Annotated in this window: 18 protein-coding genes; 8 read left to right on the forward strand and 10 right to left on the reverse strand. The window is 64.3% G+C overall.

Translation table 11 applies throughout. The features are described from left to right. From ACQY5B_RS13025 to ACQY5B_RS13040, 4 genes are all read right to left on the reverse strand, one after another. On the reverse strand, positions 1-498 hold the full coding sequence (locus ACQY5B_RS13025; RefSeq protein ID WP_420324954.1) for a cytochrome c-type biogenesis protein: 498 nt from the start codon (positions 496-498) through the stop codon (positions 1-3). After that, positions 495-2462 carry a heme lyase CcmF/NrfE family subunit gene (locus tag ACQY5B_RS13030; RefSeq protein WP_420324953.1) on the reverse strand — a complete coding sequence of 656 codons (1968 nt, stop codon included), beginning with the start codon at positions 2460-2462 and terminating at the stop codon, positions 495-497. Before ACQY5B_RS13030 ends, ACQY5B_RS13025 begins: the two co-directional genes overlap by 4 nt. Positions 2463-2616: 154 nt before the next feature. Next, positions 2617-3180, reverse strand: a complete 564-nt coding sequence (locus ACQY5B_RS13035) for a holin family protein (RefSeq protein WP_420324952.1) — start codon at positions 3178-3180, stop codon at positions 2617-2619. After that, positions 3171-3794 (reverse strand): holin-associated N-acetylmuramidase, encoded by a 624-nt coding sequence (locus ACQY5B_RS13040; protein ID WP_420324951.1) that lies wholly within the window; start codon positions 3792-3794, stop codon positions 3171-3173. Before ACQY5B_RS13040 ends, ACQY5B_RS13035 begins: the two co-directional genes overlap by 10 nt. A gap of 83 nt (positions 3795-3877) precedes the next feature. On the opposite strand from ACQY5B_RS13040, the gene ACQY5B_RS13045 reads away from it, so the two are divergent. Next, a complete protein-coding gene (locus tag ACQY5B_RS13045) occupies positions 3878-4303 on the forward strand; it encodes a cupin domain-containing protein (protein ID WP_420328644.1) in 426 nt (141 codons plus the stop codon). Positions 4304-4364: 61 nt separating this feature from the next. Here ACQY5B_RS13045 and ACQY5B_RS13050 read toward each other — a convergent pair whose 3' ends face one another. The 4 genes from ACQY5B_RS13050 to zwf form a co-directional block, all read right to left on the reverse strand. Further along, positions 4365-4919 carry a PRC-barrel domain-containing protein gene (locus ACQY5B_RS13050; RefSeq protein WP_421917655.1) on the reverse strand — a complete coding sequence of 185 codons (555 nt, stop codon included), beginning with the start codon at positions 4917-4919 and terminating at the stop codon, positions 4365-4367. Between the two features lie 94 nt (positions 4920-5013). Next, the gene (gene pgi, locus ACQY5B_RS13055) at positions 5014-6597 is read right to left on the reverse strand and encodes a glucose-6-phosphate isomerase (RefSeq protein WP_420324950.1); all 1584 of its coding nucleotides are present in this window, start codon (positions 6595-6597) and stop codon (positions 5014-5016) included. Positions 6598-6691: 94 nt separating this feature from the next. Then, a complete protein-coding gene (pgl, locus tag ACQY5B_RS13060) occupies positions 6692-7369 on the reverse strand; it encodes a 6-phosphogluconolactonase (protein WP_420324949.1) in 678 nt (225 codons plus the stop codon). Between the two features lie 28 nt (positions 7370-7397). Continuing rightward, on the reverse strand, positions 7398-8852 hold the full coding sequence (gene zwf, locus ACQY5B_RS13065) for a glucose-6-phosphate dehydrogenase (RefSeq protein WP_420324948.1): 1455 nt from the start codon (positions 8850-8852) through the stop codon (positions 7398-7400). A gap of 218 nt (positions 8853-9070) precedes the next feature. Here zwf and ACQY5B_RS13070 point away from each other — a divergent pair, with 218 nt between their 5' ends. The 3 genes from ACQY5B_RS13070 (at position 9071) to ACQY5B_RS13080 (ending at position 11505) form a co-directional block, all read left to right on the forward strand. After that, positions 9071-10018 (forward strand): radical SAM protein, encoded by a 948-nt coding sequence (locus ACQY5B_RS13070; protein ID WP_420324947.1) that lies wholly within the window; start codon positions 9071-9073, stop codon positions 10016-10018. A gap of 102 nt (positions 10019-10120) precedes the next feature. Then, positions 10121-11062, forward strand: coding sequence for a nucleoside hydrolase (locus ACQY5B_RS13075; protein ID WP_420324946.1), 942 nt, complete (start codon positions 10121-10123; stop codon positions 11060-11062). After that, the gene (locus ACQY5B_RS13080) at positions 11059-11505 is read left to right on the forward strand and encodes a GNAT family N-acetyltransferase (RefSeq protein ID WP_420324945.1); all 447 of its coding nucleotides are present in this window, start codon (positions 11059-11061) and stop codon (positions 11503-11505) included. Before ACQY5B_RS13075 ends, ACQY5B_RS13080 begins: the two co-directional genes overlap by 4 nt. Before the next feature lie 7 nt (positions 11506-11512). Here ACQY5B_RS13080 and ACQY5B_RS13085 read toward each other — a convergent pair whose 3' ends face one another. Further along, positions 11513-12049 (reverse strand): CBS domain-containing protein, encoded by a 537-nt coding sequence (locus tag ACQY5B_RS13085; RefSeq protein WP_305968156.1) that lies wholly within the window; start codon positions 12047-12049, stop codon positions 11513-11515. A gap of 99 nt (positions 12050-12148) precedes the next feature. Between ACQY5B_RS13085 and ACQY5B_RS13090 the strand changes: the two genes are divergently transcribed. Further along, the gene (locus ACQY5B_RS13090) at positions 12149-13567 is read left to right on the forward strand and encodes a protein adenylyltransferase SelO (protein ID WP_420324944.1); all 1419 of its coding nucleotides are present in this window, start codon (positions 12149-12151) and stop codon (positions 13565-13567) included. 55 nt (positions 13568-13622) lie between these two features. Here ACQY5B_RS13090 and ACQY5B_RS13095 read toward each other — a convergent pair whose 3' ends face one another. Beyond that, positions 13623-14558: a DMT family transporter gene (locus ACQY5B_RS13095; RefSeq protein WP_420324943.1), complete on the reverse strand. Its 936-nt coding sequence runs from the start codon at positions 14556-14558 to the stop codon at positions 13623-13625. A 120-nt stretch (positions 14559-14678) separates the two neighbouring features. Here ACQY5B_RS13095 and ACQY5B_RS13100 point away from each other — a divergent pair, with 120 nt between their 5' ends. From ACQY5B_RS13100 to ACQY5B_RS13110, 3 genes are read left to right on the forward strand one after another with little or no spacing between them, the layout of a single operon-like run. After that, the gene (locus ACQY5B_RS13100) at positions 14679-15533 is read left to right on the forward strand and encodes a DUF533 domain-containing protein (protein WP_420324942.1); all 855 of its coding nucleotides are present in this window, start codon (positions 14679-14681) and stop codon (positions 15531-15533) included. A 7-nt stretch (positions 15534-15540) separates the two neighbouring features. Further along, positions 15541-16467 carry a DMT family transporter gene (locus tag ACQY5B_RS13105; protein WP_420324941.1) on the forward strand — a complete coding sequence of 309 codons (927 nt, stop codon included), beginning with the start codon at positions 15541-15543 and terminating at the stop codon, positions 16465-16467. Beyond that, positions 16464-16877, forward strand: coding sequence for a Fur family transcriptional regulator (locus ACQY5B_RS13110; protein WP_305968151.1), 414 nt, complete (start codon positions 16464-16466; stop codon positions 16875-16877). The genes ACQY5B_RS13105 and ACQY5B_RS13110 overlap by 4 nt, the downstream gene beginning before the upstream one ends. Positions 16878-16949 lie beyond the last annotated feature (72 nt).

Consider the following 16949-nt stretch of genomic DNA (forward strand, 5'->3'; position numbering starts at 1 on the left):
TCAGCCTTCCTCGCCCTTCAACAATTCGTCCAGGCGCTTCTGCTCGTCCGGTGACAGCCCTTCATCCCCTGCCCCGGACGCAAGTGACCGGCGCCGCACGTAGGCAATGCCCACGACCAGCGCCAGCAGGAACAACCCCGGGCCCGACGCCCAGAGCAACCAGTTCCAGCCGCCCGTCGTGGGTTTCAGCAGGACAAATTCGCCGTAGCGGTCAACGATGAAGGCCACAACTTCCTCGTCCGTGTCGCCCGCCATGATCCGCTCGCGCACCAGGATGCGCAGGTCCCGCGCCAGCGAGGCGTTGCTTTCGTCGATGCTCTCGTTCTGGCAAACGAGGCAACGCAGCCCGGCGGATATATCCCGCGCACGGGCCTCCAGCGCCGGGTCATCCAGTATCTCGTCCGGCTGAACCGCCAGGGCCACGGTGGCCATGAGGGCGAACAGCATACCAAGAATGCAGGACGTCGTTCCTTCCCGCTGCATGGTGATCCCCTTCATTCCGCGGGCACTCCCTGTGCCGGGGTCGTTTTCCGAGCCCCGGCGGCGATCCGGTACCGGCGGTCGGACAGGCTGAGGCAGCCGCCCAGGGCCATGATGATCGCCCCGGCCCAGATCCAGTTGGCCAGCGGCTTGATATAGACCCGCATGACCCATCCGCCGTTGTCCTGCGGATCGCCAATCACGACGTAGACGTCACGCATGACGCGATAGTCGATGGCCGCCTCGGTCGTGGGCATCTGGGCCACCGGGTAAACCCGTTTCTCGGGGTTCAGCACGGCTATCTCGCGCCCATTGGCCGTGACCCGAACCTCGCCCATCGTGGAGTTGTAGTTCGGCCCCTGCACCCTGTTCACGCTCAACAAGGTGAATTCGAAATCGCCAACAGTCCAGGGCTCGTCGATCTGGGCGACACGGATGTCTTCCTCTTGCCAGGCTAGCAACCCGGCAATGCCCAGCATGGTGATCCCCAGGCCCGCATGGGCGACGGCCTTGCCCCATTCCGCGCGCGGCAATCGCAGCAGCCGCGAGAAATCGCGCGACTGTCCGGTGCGCCCGATCAGGTCGGTGACGGCGCCGGCTACGATCCAGGTGCCCAGGAACACGCCGATCGGCCCCATCAGGCTGCGTCCGGTCTGCATCGCCCAGACCAGTCCCATCAAGGCGACAGCAAGAACGAAGGCAGGCGCCAGAGACCGCAGCACACGATCCAGCTTGCCGCGCTTCCAGCTGATCATCGCGCCCACCGGCAGGATCAGGCCCAGTACCACCATGAAGGGCGTGAATGCCATGTTGAAGAAAGGCGCACCCACCGAGAGTTTCCGCTCGAACAGCATTTCGGCCACGAAGGGCCACATGGTCCCGACAAAGACGACAAAACTGGAAACCGCGAGCAGGATGTTGTTCAGCACCAGGGCACTTTCGCGGCTGACCACACCAAAGACGCCCTTCGATTCCATCACGTTCGACCGCGCAGCAAACAGCGTCAGCGCGCCACCGGTGAAGAACAGCAGGATGTAGAGGATGAACTTGCCGCGGACCGGGTCATTGGCGAAGGCGTGGACCGAGGTCAGCAGGCCGGACCGCACGATGAAGGTGCCGATCAGCGAAAAACCGAAGGCCAGTATCGCAAGCAGGATGGTCCAGCTTTTCAGCGACTCGCGTTTTTCCACGACGATGGCCGAGTGCAGCAAGGCGGCTGCAAAGAGCCAGGGCATGAAGCTGGCGTTTTCGACCGGATCCCAGAACCAGAACCCGCCCCAGCCCAGTTCGTAGTAGGCCCACCAGGACCCCAGAGCGATACCGATCGTCAGAAAGATCCAGGCTGCCAGGGTCCAGGGGCGCACCCACCGACCCCAGGCCGCGTCCACCCGTCCCTCGATGAGTGCGGCGACCGCGAAACTGAAGCAGATCGAGAGACCGACGTACCCCAGGTAGAGAAACGGCGGGTGAAACGCCAACCCCGGGTCCTGCAACAACGGGTTCAGGTCCGTGCCATCAATCGGCGGGACGCTGAGACGCGTGAACGGGTTCGAAGTGAAGATGATGAAGGCATAGAACGCCGCCGAGACAGAGCTTTGGACAGCCAACACGCGGGCACGCAGTGTCGGTGGGATATTGCTACCGAACCAAGCTGCACAGGCCCCGAACAGCGCCAGGATCAGAACCCAGAGCAGCATGGACCCCTCGTGGTTCCCCCAGACGCCCGAGATCTTGTAGATCATCGGCTTGGCCGAATGGCTGTTCTCGTAGACCAGCTTCAACGAGAAATCGGAGACGACGAAGGCATAGGTCAGCGCCGCGAAACTGCTGGCCACAAGCAGGAATTGCAGCGTTGCTGCCGGTTCCGCCACGGCCATCCACCCGGGCCATCGCTTGTGCGCGCCCACCAGGGGCATGACCATCTGAACCAGCGATACCAGGAAGGCGAGGATCAGGGCGAAGTGTCCGAGCTCTGTAATCATGTCCGGAGTTATAGTTGCGCCGCCCTTCCGGGCCAATCGTTTTCGCCCGGATGTGCAGATCACATTGTCGCAATGATATGCGTGCTGCCCTGCCCCAAAAAAAGCCGCGCTCCCTAGAAGGGGCGCGGCATTCGCAACAAATTCAGGACGTCCGCTAGCCGGCGGTTCGGCGCCAGTCCGCCAGTGCCGGGTTGTCCGACGGCACCTCGAACATTTCAGTCTCGACGGGGGCGGCGGCATCGGGCGTGACATCCCGCAGCGCCTCGACGTCCTTGACCGTCTGCACCACCTTTGGGACCGCCGCCATCGTCACCGCGAGGTCGCGTTGGAAATCCTGCCCCTTGGCCTGGTGACGCGCGCCGAAGTAAAAGCTGACGATGGCCGCCAACAACCACCACAGAGGCTCTGGCACCAGCGCGATGCCCGCCATGCGCGCCGCAAACCAGACCGGGTCGACCATCGCCGCCACGAACATGCCCAGCGTCCCCAGCGCCATAGCCGGACGCGGCACGCGGTTCAGTGCGTCCATCAGCCTGTCGAACCAGCCGCGACGACGAATGCGGAACTCGCCCGCCATTTGTGCAAGGGCTGCGGCCTGGGCCTCGTGGCCGCGCTGCGCCTGTGCTTCAGCATTGACGCGGAACACTTCCGCCGTTTCTGTCACCACGTTGCGGCCAGAGCCGAACAGGGCATTCAAAAGCTGACCGATCAGTCCCATGCTGCCACCCGGGCGCGAAACTCGGCCTCTGACATGTGGTACTTGGGCGCGATGAACTCCTCGGCGCGCTTGATCCAGCCGCCCTTCCCGCCTGCGCGGGTCCGCGCGTACTTGCGCGACGCCGGGCGGTTGTCAGCGATGCGGAAGTAATAGTTGCGCCGCGCGATCCCGTAGGCATCCGCCATGTGATGCGGCGCCTTGGAGTAGGCGCGCGCCGTCGCGGCAATGGTCTGTGGGCCAATGGCGCCATCCACCGTTACCTGTTCGCCCATCTGGTTCAGCAATCGTTGCAGAATCTTCACTGCGTTGCCGCCCGCGTTGACATACATGTCGAAAACGGTGGCGTGCAGAGACTCCGGCAGTTCCGCGATACGCGGTTTCAAGAAGTAATGTGTCAGGAATATCGTCACCGCCTGTTCGCGGGTGATCTGGCGCACATCGGCGGCATCGACGCGCCCGTTGCCGTCGAGGTCCAGACCCAGACGACGCATCGTGTGAATCGTAACACCGTATTTCGTGGCACCGCCCGGATCGTCCGGGTCGTTGACATATCCGCCCTCGCGGGCAACGATTTCCTCGGCCATCCTGCGGACGCGGGGGGTCAGAGTCGACATCCAGTCTCTCCTGCTCGGTTCACTCTCGATGGCCAGAGGGTGCGACCCAGCTCTTAACCAATCCTCACGGGACCGTACGTTGCATGACCGCTGACGAGATCATCACCCTGCTGGGCCTGTCGCCGCACCCCGAAGGCGGGCACTATCGACAGACATGGGTGGCCGCCGCCGACAGCGGCGAACGCGCACCCGGAACCTGTATCTATTTCCTGCTGAAAGGAGACGAACGCAGCCACTGGCACCGGGTGGATGCCGGCGAGATCTGGCATTTCTACGCCGGCAGCCCGCTGCGTCTGATGCGCGCCGCAAACGACAAAGGCCCGCGCGACGACATGGTGCTGGGGCCGGATCTGGCACAGGGGCAGCGCCCGCAAGGCATCGTCGAACCCGGTCACTGGCAGGCTGCGCAATCGCTGGGGGACTGGACCCTGGTCGGCTGCACCGTTTCCCCGGGTTTCCAATTCGACGGTTTCGAACTGGCGCCGCCCGATTTCGACATCCCGGGATGATACACGCAAAAACGCCCGGGGCACTGGGCCCCGGGCGCAATTTCTTCGTCTCTGCCGAAGGTTACTCGACCCGTTCCATATCGGACAGTTGATCGCTGGTGAACGGCGTGACGACAGCGTAATCCGCCTCGCTCACCATGATCATCTTGGTCTCGTCCATCGGCAGCATGACGTACTTGTCACCGACGCCCAGGAAACCGCCGACCTCTGCCACGAGGCCCATGACTTCGCCGTTCTCATCGACGATGAAGTCGTCGATCGACCCGATGCGTGTCCATTCGTCGGCCACGGTATCGTAGTTCACATTCACGTCCCAATCGACGCTTTCGTTCGCGGACAGCGTGTAAATCGGCGCGCCGACAATGACCGACGCCTTGACCGGCGCGGTCAGACCGGTGTCCGACTTGGCCATATCCGTGACGTCCGCTTTGGGAGCGGCCGGATCATCGCCTTCGGCCATGTCCTTGTCGGTGACCATAGGATCGGCGGTGTCGGCCTGTTCCATCGGTGCCGGTTCTGCGGCCGGGTCCATTGCATCGCCGGTTTCGTGGCTTTCCGCCAGCACGACGGCGGGGATGAGAGCGGTTGCAGCGACGGTTGTCATGAAGCGTTTCATGTTGAACTCCTTCTGTTTTTCCGTTCTATCTGCCTAGGGAACGCGCCTTTTTCCGCTCCTGTTCCTCACGAAATTTTTTTCATTTGCGGGAACTTCAGCCGCGTCCGTGCGTATGCACGAACTTCAACAACTGGGCCGTCGACGCATCCTTGCCGTCGACAGGCGCTGCGCCCGTCACCATCGGCCCGAGCGCGGTCGCAAGCTCCTTGCCCAGTTCCACCCCCCACTGGTCGAAGGAGTTGATCCCAAGGATCACGCCCTCGACAAAGACCCGATGCTCGTACAGCGCGATGATCTTGCCCAGCGTCTCGGGGTCGAGCAGCGGATAGATCAGCGTTGTGGACGGACGGTTGCCCGGAAAGACCCGGTGCCGCGCCTGCCGCTCAAGTTCGTCGCCCTCGAACTTGTCCGCCACCTTGGCGCGGGCCTCGTCCAGATCGCGCCCGCGCATCAGCGCCTCGGACTGGGCCAGACAATTGGCAACCAACAGCTCGTGGTGATGCTTCAGATCTGCTTCGTGGCCTTTCGCGGCGACAAGGAACTCCGCCGGGATCACCCGCGTGCCCTGGTGGATCAACTGGTAAAAGGCGTGCTGGCCGTTGGTGCCCGGCTCTCCCCAGACCACCGGGCCGGAGTGATAGGGCAGATCGGCGCCATCCATGCTGACGCCCTTGCCGTTACTCTCCATCTCCAGCTGTTGCAGGTAGGCGGGCAGCCGCGACAGGCGGTTGTCATATGGCAGCACCGCGCGCGTGGCATGACCCAGCACCTGATTGTGCCAGATCCCCACCAGCGCCAGCAGCACCGGCAGGTTCTCGGCCAGGGGCGCCGACTGGAAATGGCGGTCCATCTTCATGCCGCCGGTCAGGAAGGCACGGAAATCATCCGGTCCAATCGCCAGCATCAGCGACAGGCCAATCGGCCCCCAGACGGAATACCGCCCGCCAACCCAGTCCTCGAAGCCGAACACGCGGTCCGCCGGGATCCCGAATTCCGCTGCCTTTTCCTGGTTCGACGACAAGGCGATGAAACGCCCTTCGTCCGACACGCCCTTTTCGGCAAGCCAGGTCTTGGCCGTGCGTGCATTGGTCATCGTTTCGATGGTGGTGAAGGTCTTGGAGGCGACGATGAACATCGTCGTCTCGGGGTCACAAAGCGCCAGCTTGTCCGCGATATCCGCGCCATCGACATTCGACACGAAATGCGTGCGCGGCCCGTCGTGATAAGGCGCCAAGGCCAGCGTCGCCATGACCGGCCCAAGGTCCGAGCCGCCGATGCCGATGTTGACCACATCCGCGATGCCGGAGGCCCGGACCTCGCGCGCCAGCGCCTCCATCCGCCCCAGCGTGTCCAGAACCGGCGGCATCACGTCCTCGCCATCCACAAGAACCTCGGCCCCGTCCAGATTGCGCAGCGCCGTGTGCAACACCGCGCGTCCCTCGGTCTCGTTGATCTTTTCCCCGGCAAACATCGCGTCCCGCCGGGCTGCCACCCCGCGCGCCTCGGCAAGGGTCAGCAGGCCCGCACGCACCTCGGCGTCGATCTGCGTCTTGGAATAGTCGAAGAGCATGCCTTCTGCCGAAAGCGAGAACGCCCCTGCCCGGCCCTCATCCTCAAATAGCGCTTCGATCCGGCGCTCGCCGATGCCTGCCGCCAGTGTCTTCAGTTCTTCGAACATTCCATCCCCCTCGCCGCCCGTGATGCGGCCCTTTGAACATGTGCCCACCTCATAGCAGGTGGAAAATGACAGACGTGCGACCCCGGCGCCTTGTTCAGGGTGCCCAGTGCACCCGCGCTTCGGACAGGACCGCGTTGATCGGCGCCTCTGCGACCGGCTTGCCGCGCGCGCTTTCCAGAGCGGCGCGCTTTTCCTCGCCAAAGATCAGGACGTGTTTCGACAGCGCCCCATTCAGCACCGGCGCGCTCAGCGTGATACGCGGTTCCGGCGCTCCCGGCGCACGCATCGGCAACAGCACGGGCGCCTTGGGTGACAGGGCTTCTTCCAGCCGATCCGCCCCCGGAAAGATCGACGCCGTGTGCAGGTCGGTTCCCATGCCCAGTAGAACCACCGCCAGTGGCAGTTCCTTGGCAATCGGCGCCTGCAACGCATCAAGCGCCCCTTCCGGCTCTGCCTCCGGAGCGTACAGCGGAAGGTAACGCGCCGCCTGCGCGCGGTTGATCAGCAGCCGTTCCCGCAACAGCCCGGTGTTCGACCGCGGGTTGTCCTCTGGCACCCAGCGTTCATCGGTCAGCAAGACGTCCACGCGCGACCAATCCAGGTCGACGGTGTTCAGATCGTCGAAGACCGGCCCGGGCGAGGTCCCGCCCGGCACCGCGAACCCGACCCGGTCCCGTTGGGACAGGGCCTGCCGCAAATCGCCGGCCAGTTGATTTGCCAGGTCGATGACCAGCATCTCCCGATCCTGGTACTCGATGAATTCGTAACTCATGCTCCCGGCCTCCCTTGCCTTGCCAGGCTCATGCGCGGATGTCGCGCCAGCGGCGTCCGTCGCGATGCATCAGCATCAGCGCGTCGTCCGGCCCGGCCGAACCCGGATCATAAGGCTTGGGCACCTCGCCCCGGCTCTGCCAACCGGCGATGATCGGATCGGTCCAGGCCCAGGCGGCCTCGACCTCGTCACCGCGCATGAACAAGGTCTGATTGCCCCGGATCACATCCATGATCAACCGTTCGTAGGCGTCGGGCACCTCTTCCGCCTCCGGCCCCAGCGCCTCGGCAAAGCTCATGTCCAGCGGCACGTCCACCAGCCGCATGCCGCCTGGCCCCGGCTCCTTGATGGTCACGCCCAGTGTCATGCCTTCGTTCGGCTGCAACCGGATCGCCAACACGTTTCGATGTGTGCCCGCTTCCGGGCCAAAAATCGAATGCGGGGCATCCTTGAACACCACGGCGATCTCGCTGGCCCGTGCCCGCAGTTTCTTGCCGGTGCGCAGGTAGAAGGGTGTCCCGGCCCAACGCCAGTTCGAGATATGACATTTCATCGCCACGAAACTCTCGGTGGTGGAGCGCGGATTTTCGACGTGGGCGCGATAGCCCGGCTGGTCATCATCCGCATCGTACTGGCCGCGCACGATATGGTGGTAATCCACCGGGTCCAGCGCCCGGATCACCTTCAATTTTTCGTCCCTTACCGAATCCGGTTCGAACCGTGCCGGGGGTTCCATCGCGATCAGGCACAGCAACTGCATCAGGTGGTTCTGCACCATGTCCCGCATCGCACCCGATTTGTCATAGTAGCCGCCACGACCGCCCACATCGACGGTCTCGGCCACGGTGATCTGGATATGATCGACGTATTGTGCGTTCCATAGCGGTTCGAACAGCATGTTGCCAAACCGGACCGCCATCAGGTTCTGAACCGTTTCCTTGCCCAGATAGTGGTCGATCCGATAAATCTGGTCTTCGTGAAAATGCTGTCGCAGGGTCGCGTTCAGGGCCTTGGCACTGTCCAGGTCATGACCGAAGGGCTTTTCGACAACAACGCGGCTTTCATCGTCGGCCAGACCGAAATGCCGCAGTCGTTCCGCCAGCGTACCGAACAGCGCCGGACCAACCGAGAAGTAAAAGGCCCGCACCGTGCCTGGTCGCAGGTGCGCTTTCAGCGCCTCCCAGCCGCCATCCCCCATCGCGTCGACCGCCTCGTAGTCGATACGCTCGAGGAATTGCTCCAGCGTGCCATCCTCGCAATGACGGCCGCCGCCGAACTCGCGTGTGGCCTCCGCCACCATGCGGCGAAAGTCCTCGGTCTCCATGTCGCTGCGCGCGGCGCCGATGATCCTTGCGTCCTCGGGCATCTGGCCGCTGCAAAAGCGCCTGTACAGCCCAGGCAGGATCTTGCGCCGGGCCAGATCGCCCGTTGCCCCGAAAATCACCAGATCGAAAGGGTCGACCGGAATTACGCGTGAAACCATGAGTCCCCTGCCTTTCCTGTTCGGCGGAGCGGGCCGCCTCTTGCCTTCGGCACTGCGCCGTTAGCGCTAACGCATCCTGTTCGCGTTCCGCATACCCCATGTTCGTTTCAAAGTCTAACACCCAATTGATGCATCACAATGGCGTCAGGCGGAATCTTGTGACTGGAACCGGCTTTGCCTACTGCTTACGCCTTGGGTGACGAATTGAAGGACCGGAAATGAAAGACGCTTCCACCGCCAATATCGACAAGTTCAAGAACCCGGCCCGCACCGCAAAGGGTGAGCCGCGCGCCCATGTGGCGCTGACCGATCCGCAGACGCTGTGGTTCAACACCGGCACGCTCTGCAACATCGAATGCCTGAACTGCTACATTGAAAGCTCGCCTGAAAACGACCGGCTGGTCTACATAACCGCGGACGAGGTCACCGAATATCTCGACCAGCTCGAGGCGCGGAACTGGGGTGTGGCCGAGATCGGTTTCACCGGGGGCGAGCCCTTCATGAATCCCCAGATGCTCGAAATGACCCGTCGCAGCCTTGCACGGGGCTACGACGTCCTGATTCTGACCAATGCCATGCGCCCGATGATGCGTCCCTCCGTGCGCCAGGGGCTGCAGGCGCTGCAGGCGGAATACGGCGACCGCCTCACACTGCGTATTTCCCTGGATCACTGGTCGGCCCGCCACCATGACGCCGAACGCGGCGCGGGAACCTTCGAGAAATCACTGGAAGGCATGCGCTGGCTGCGCGACACCGGCATTCGCATGGCCGTTGCCGGCCGAACCATGTGGGACGAAACCGAAGAGCAGTCGCGCCAAGGCTTCGACCGCCTGTACCGGGCCGAGGGGTTCGACATCAATGCACATGATCCGGGCATGACGGTCCTGTTCCCGGAAATGGACGTCAACGTGGAAGTGCCGGAAATCACCACGGCTTGCTGGGGCATCCTCGGCAAGCAACCGACCGAGGTGATGTGCTCGTCTTCGCGGATGGTGGTCAAGCGGAAGGGCGCGGCGCGCCCCTCCGTCGTGGCCTGCACGCTGCTCCCCTACGAGAAGGAGTTCGAGCTGGGCGAAACGCTGGAGGCGGCAGAACAGGACGTCTCGCTGAACCACCCCCATTGCGCCAAGTTCTGCGTCCTGGGTGGGGCCAGCTGTTCCGCCTGACAGTTCAAGTGGACGCGCCGGCAAGCCCCCGCCGAGCCGGCGATCCACCTTGCGCCGCCCCGTGCCCCGTGTCACTCCTCCGGCACCGAGCAGGAGAGACAGATGCCAGCGCGCAAGATCATCATCGACACCGATCCGGGCCAGGACGACGCCGTGGCCATCCTCCTGGCCCTTGCATCGCCTGAAGAGCTTGAGGTTCTGGGAATCACGGCCGTCGCCGGAAACGTTCCGCTGGAACTCACCGCACGGAATGCCCGCATGGTCTGCGAACTGGCCGGCAAGCCGGAGACCCCTGTTTTCGCGGGATGTGACAGGCCGTTTGCACATGACCTCGTCACCGCGGAACATGTCCACGGCAAGACCGGCCTGGACGGCCCCGACCTGCCCGAGCCATCCATGCCCCTGCAGGATGGCGATGCCGTCGACTTCATCATCGAAACCCTGCGCGCCCAGCCGGAAAAGACCGTCACGCTCTGTCCGCTTGGTCCCCTGACCAACATCGCTGCAGCCCTGCAACGCGCGCCCGACGTAGTCGCGCGCATCCAGGAAATCGTCCTGATGGGCGGTGCCTATTTCGAGGTGGGCAACATCACGCCCGCCGCCGAATTCAACATTTACGTCGACCCGGAAGCCGCTGAAATCGTGTTCAAATGCGGGGCGCCGATCACGGTCATGCCGCTGGACGTCACCCACAAGGCGCTGGTCACTTCCTCCCGCAACGAAGCCTTCCGCGCACTCGGCACACCGGTCGGCATCGCCGTGGCCCAGATGACCGATTTCTTCGAACGTTTCGACAAGGAGAAATACGGCTCGAACGGCGCCCCGCTGCACGATCCCTGCGTCACCGCCTACCTGCTGCAACCCGATCTCTTCTCGGGCCGGTTCATCAACGTCGAGATCGAGACCCGCTCGGACCTGACCCGCGGCATGACGGTGGCCGACTGGTGGCGTGTCACCGACCGGACGCCCAACGCGATGTTCATGGGCGACCTGGACGCCGACGGCTTTTTCTCACTGCTGACCGAAAGGCTGGCACGGCTATGAAATCCCTCCATCTTGCTGGCGCGGCGGATGCCGACAAACTCCTGCCGCTCGTGGCCGCCTTTCATACCGAAATGGGCTATGGCACCGACGACGAGCACCGTGCCGCCGCCATCTCGCCGTTGCTGCAGGGATCGCCCCACGGTGCAGCCTGGCTGATCGGACCGCGCCGCGCGCCGGTGGGATATATCGTTCTGACCTTTGGCTGGTCGGTCGAGTTTGGCGGACTGGATGCCATCGTTGATGAGCTATACGTCCGCCCCGCCGTGCGCGGGCGCGGCATGGGGCTCGAGGCACTGGACGGCATTGCCAAGGCCATGCGCGAGGCAGGCGTGCGCGCCCTGCACCTTGAAGTCGACCGAGAGGACGAACGCGCGCAGCGCTTCTATGGCCGCGCGCGTTTCGAGCCCCGGGATCGCTATATCTTCATGAGCAGGGTGCTCTGAGCGCTCCTCACATCGCGCTCACGACGATCACCATCAGGATCGAGTACAGCATGATGCCTCCGCCGATCAGCCAGATCGGATAGTTGCGGCCCACGCTTGCCTTGGCCAGTTCCTTGGCCTGGTAGATCAGGTCCGGCCATGTGTAGCTGACGAAATCGCCCTGGGTAAAGACTGCCTTGATCCGCTCGTCCTCGTCCACGACTGGCAGACGGCGGAACCGTTCGTTCGACATGATGCGCAGCCAGTCGATGACCTCGTCGGTCTCCCGCGCCACGCGCGGATCTCGGGTCATGATGTCTTTCAGCGTCAGGCTGGCGGCATCGCCGTTCCGGGCCACGACCTTGCGCAGGATGTCGCGTTCCGTCGCCACGCCCAGCACCTTGTCCTCCGCATCAACCACGACGACGGAACCGAAATTGCGCTCGTCCATCGCCTGCGCGGCGGCCGTCACCGTGGTATCCGGCGAAAACGTCAGAGGGCGCGGCTTCGAGGCGAACTCGGGCCGATCCATGAGGCGCATCGCGTAGGCATTTTCCGTTTGCATCGTCTTGCTCCTGTCTGTTGCGTCCCGAACAACCCTAGCCCTCGAGCGGCGGGGGCAAGACTTCTGGCGTAACCGTGATCGCGCCCCTATATCTCGGGCATGACCCTGCACATCCCTTTCGACAACTCCTATGCCCGCCTGCCAGAGGGCTTTTTTGCCCGTCTCGGCCCGACCCCGGTCAAGGCGCCCCAGACCGTGGCCTTCAACCACGATCTCGCCGGTCTCCTTGGCATCACCGGTGCAGATGATCCTGCGCTGGCGGCCCAATTCGGCGGCAACAGCCTGCCCGAGGGGGCCGAGCCGCTGGCCCAGCTTTACGCCGGCCACCAGTTCGGCCAGTTCAACCCGCAACTGGGCGACGGGCGCGCCTTGCTGCTGGGCGAAGTCGTGGGCACCGATGGCGTCCGGCGGGACATCCAGCTCAAGGGCTCCGGGCCGACGCCCTTCTCGCGCCGTGGTGACGGACGGGCCTGGCTTGGACCGGTCCTGCGCGAATACGTCGTGTCCGAGGCCATGCATGCGCTTGGCATCCCGACCACGCGCGCCCTTGCCGCGATCCGCACGGGTGAGGAAGTCATCCGCGAACGCCCCCTGCCCGGCGCCGTCCTGACCCGGGTGGCGCAAAGCCACATCCGGGTGGGCACCTTCCAGGTTTTTGCAGCGCGCCAGGACAATGACCGCCTGCAAACGCTCTACGACTACACGGTGGACCGCCACTACCCGGATGCCCGGGATCCACTGGATCTGCTGAACGCCGTGATCGAACGGCAGGCGCAGCTGGTGACGCAATGGATGGGCGTCGGTTTCATCCACGGGGTCATGAACACCGACAACTGCGCGCTTTCGGGCGAAACCATCGACTACGGGCCATGCGCATTCATGGATGCCTATGACCCGGACACGGTGTTTTCCTCGATCGACCGCTTTGGCCGTTACGGCTATGCGGCGCAGGCCGACATCATCGTCTGGAACATGGCCCAGCTGGCCACGGCCCTGGTCCCGCTGATGCCCGACACGGACAAGGCCGTCGAGGATTTCACCAAGGCCGTGCATGCCATGCCCGACCGGCTGCGTGCGCTCTGGCTGGCCCGCTTTGGCGCCAAGATAGGCCTTTCCGCCCCGACACAGGAAGACCTGTCCCTGATCGGTGACCTGCTGACGATGATGCACGAGGGAAGCGCGGATTTCACCAACACCTTCCGCGCCCTGTCGGATGGCGGCGCCCGCGACCAGTTCACGGACCGCGCGGCCTTCGACGAATGGGAGGCACGCTGGCAGACCCGGCTGGAACAGGAGGACGACCCGCAGGCCTTGATGCGGACCGTCAACCCGGTCCTGATTCCGCGCAACCACAGGATCGAACAGATGATCGAGGCCGCCGTCGCCGGTGACGACGCGCCCTTCCAGCGCCTGAATGCCGCGCTTTCGGCACCATTCGACGTGGACGACAGTTATGCGGATCTGCGCCGTCCGCCGTCGAGCGGCGAAAAGGTCCGTGCCACCTTCTGCGGCACCTGAGACAACGGGGGTAGCCCCAGCGCCCCGGGCAAGTCCCGGGGCCTTTTCTCCAGGCCTAACCTTCTTTGCGCAATGTCTCCTGCCCGGGTCCGGGCGGGACCTCTCCCCGGGTTTTGCGGCGGCGGTTGATCAAAACGATCCCCACCGCCGTGAGCGCCAATGCCCCCAGGAAATCCGGCCCCAGCGGCTCGTCGAAGACCAGCCAGCCAAAGACCACGGCCATGACCGGAGACAGAAAGCTGAAAGAGGCAATGTCCGACGCCGGGTAGATCCCCATGAGCCGCAACCAGAACAGAAACCCCAGCGAGGCCACCAAGGTGCCGTAGGCAAGACCGAAGATGCTCAGCACGTCGGCCCCGCGCCAAAGCGGCCCGAAGAGCGGCGCCAACACGCAAAGCACCACCGCCGAAACCGCCAGTTGCCAGAACAGTTGCCCCTCGGCGTTCAGTTCCGAGGCCCGCGTCAGGCGCACGGTCAAGGCGATCCCGGCCCAGGCCCAGGAGGCCAGTAGCGCCAAGAGGTCGCCGCGGATGTTCCCCGCCCCACGGCTTTGCGGATCGGCCAGTGCCCAGGCCACCCCCGCCATCGCCAGCACAAGCCCCAACAGTCGTCTGGGTGACAGGCGCTCACCCGGCAAGGTGAAATGCGCCACCAGGGCCAGCCAGACCGGCATGGCGTAAAAGGTGATCGAGGCCCGCGAGACGCTTGTCAGGTCCAGCGAGTTGAACAGCAGGATGAACTCGAGACTGAACAACCCGCCCAGCACCAACCCCGACCATAGCGTGCGCCGCAACCCCTTGATCCGGCGCCCGCTGACCCACAGCCAGATCCCCAGCACCACCAGCGCCAGGGCCGAGCGCAGCCCCGCCGCGAAAACCGGTCCGATCCCGGCGTTGGTCAGCTTGATCGCCACCTGGTTGAAGGCCAGGAGATTGGCAAAAACCACCATCCCCACCGCACCGGCGAGGTCCATCTGTTGCTTGCGTTCCATGCCGTCTTGGACACCCGGACGCGGGCAAGGTCAATCCAAAGCGGACGCTCCCCCTGTGCGCGGAGGCGAACATCTGTCACAGTCGGCCAAGGGAGATCATCGGCTGAGAGGAGAAAGCACATGGGTCTGATGGGAACACTGGCAAAACTCGCCATCGGGTATGCCGCCGCGCGCGGGGTCGACCAACTGTCCGGAGGTCAAGGCCTTGGCGGTCTCCTCGGCGGCGGCGCGCAGGTTCCGGCAAAAACGCCGACTGCGACGCTGCAGGCGCAGATGGGCAAGCTGATGGGTGGACAGGCGCCCCAGGGCGGCGGCTGGCAGGAGATGATGGAAGCGGCGCAGAAAAGCGGCTTTCCCGGCATGCCCGGCGCCGGTAGCGCAGGGGCAAATCCCTTGGCAGACATGATGAAGAACATGCAGACCGGTGGCATGGATTTCTCGGCCTTCACCGGGCAGGCGGGGACAACGAAAGGCGGCGGGCTTCTGTCACAGCTGGGCGAAGGCGGCACCGGCATGGCGGGGATGCTTGCGGCCTTTGCAGGTACCACGGCCGAAGCACAGGGCAAGGGCGCGGCCGGTCTGATGGACGCCATGAACGCCCAGTCCACCGCGCCAGAGGCCGAAGCCGCCGCCGCCCTGATGCTGCGCGCCATGATTCAGGCCGCCAAGAGTGATGGCGGCATCGACAAAGCCGAGCAGGCCAAGATCCTTGAAACCCTGGGCGAGGATGCAGATCCCGAAGACCGCGCCTTCATCCAGCAGCAGCTCAAGGCCCCTGTCGATCCCGAAGCACTGGCCGCGGATGTCCCCGAAGCGCAGCGTATGCAGGTCTATTCCGCCTCGCTGATGACGATCCGGGTCGATACCCAGGCCGAGGCCGATTACCTCGACAGTCTTGCCAAGGCCATGCAACTCGACGAGGCGGTGGTGAACATGCTGCACATGCAGATGGGAATGCAACCGCTCTACGGCTAGGAAATCCATGACACGTTCCCCGGCCTTCGGCCTCGGCCTTGCGCTGGCCGGGGCGCTGATCCTGACGCCCGACGCCCTGCTGATGCGCCTGTCAGGCATGTCCGGATTCCAGATGCTGGGCTGGCGCGGGATCTGCATGGCGATCATCTTTTTCGCCGCCTGGACCCTGACCAGCCGGACCCACCGAGCCGACCTGAATAGTGTTGTCGCGCCGGCCGCGCTGATGGTGATCGCCTGCCACGCAGTGAACGCCATGCTGTTCCCGGTGGGTATCGCGGTGTCGCCTGTGGCACCGGTCCTCCTGGGCGTGGCGACGGTTCCGGTCTGGTCCGCTCTGCTGGCACGCCTCCTGCATGGCGAGGCGACCTCGCGCGCCACATGGACCGCCATCGTGCTGGTGCTGGGCGGGTTGGCGATCGCGGTGACCGACAAGGGCGCGGCGGCGCTGGACGCGGCCGCGCTGACGGGCGCTGCCTGTGGTCTTGGCGTGGCCTTTGCTCTGGCGCTCAATTTCGTCACCCTGCGCTACAATCCGGACATGCCGCTGCTGCTGGCCATCGGCCTCGGTGCGCTGATCGCCGGCACGGTTGGCTGGATGGTCACCGGACCCGGAGCAATGGCGCAAGGAACGCTCTGGGCGATCCTCGTGGCCAGCATCCTCGTGCTCCCGCTCTCCTTTTTCGCCCTCAGCCAGGCGTCCCGTCACACCGCCGCCGCCAATGTCAGCCTGCTCCTGCTTCTGGAAACCGTGCTTGCCCCGCTCTGGGTCTGGCTCGGCACTGGCGAGGCCCCCTCGCGCCGCATGCTGCTGGGAGGCGCCGTGGTCATCATCACTCTGGCCGTCTACGTCGCACGTGCGCGCCGCGTTCGAGGCTTGGCCTCGCCCGCCGCATTGCCTAAAACGGGCGCCAGACCAACGACTCCGGGCCCATGACCGATAGCATTTCAGACCGCTGCACCGCCAAGGGCCTGCGCATGACCGACCAGCGCCGGACCATCGCCGAGGTGCTGGAACGCGCAACGGATCACCCGGACGTGGAAGATCTCTATGCCCGCGCTTCGGCGCGCGATCCCAATATCTCGATTGCCACGGTCTACCGCACGGTCAAGCTGTTCGAAGAAGCCGGGATTCTCGAAAGGGTGGATTTCGGCGATGGCCGTGCCCGGTACGAAGACGCGGAACGCGAACACCACGATCACCTGATCGACCTCAGCAGTGGTGAGGTGATCGAGTTCGTCGACCCGGAGATCGAGGCTCTGCAGGAGAAGATCGCGGAAAAGCTGGGCTACCGGCTCAAGGGGCACCGCATGGAGCTATACGGCGTGCCGATCAAGAAACGCTGACGGCGCCCCGCCCCGGACCGCCGACAACCGGACCAAAGCCAAGTGGAAACGCGCTGAAGCGGTCATTTCCGC

Source organism: Antarctobacter sp., assembly GCF_965277915.1.
GTDB lineage: Bacteria > Pseudomonadota > Alphaproteobacteria > Rhodobacterales > Rhodobacteraceae > Antarctobacter.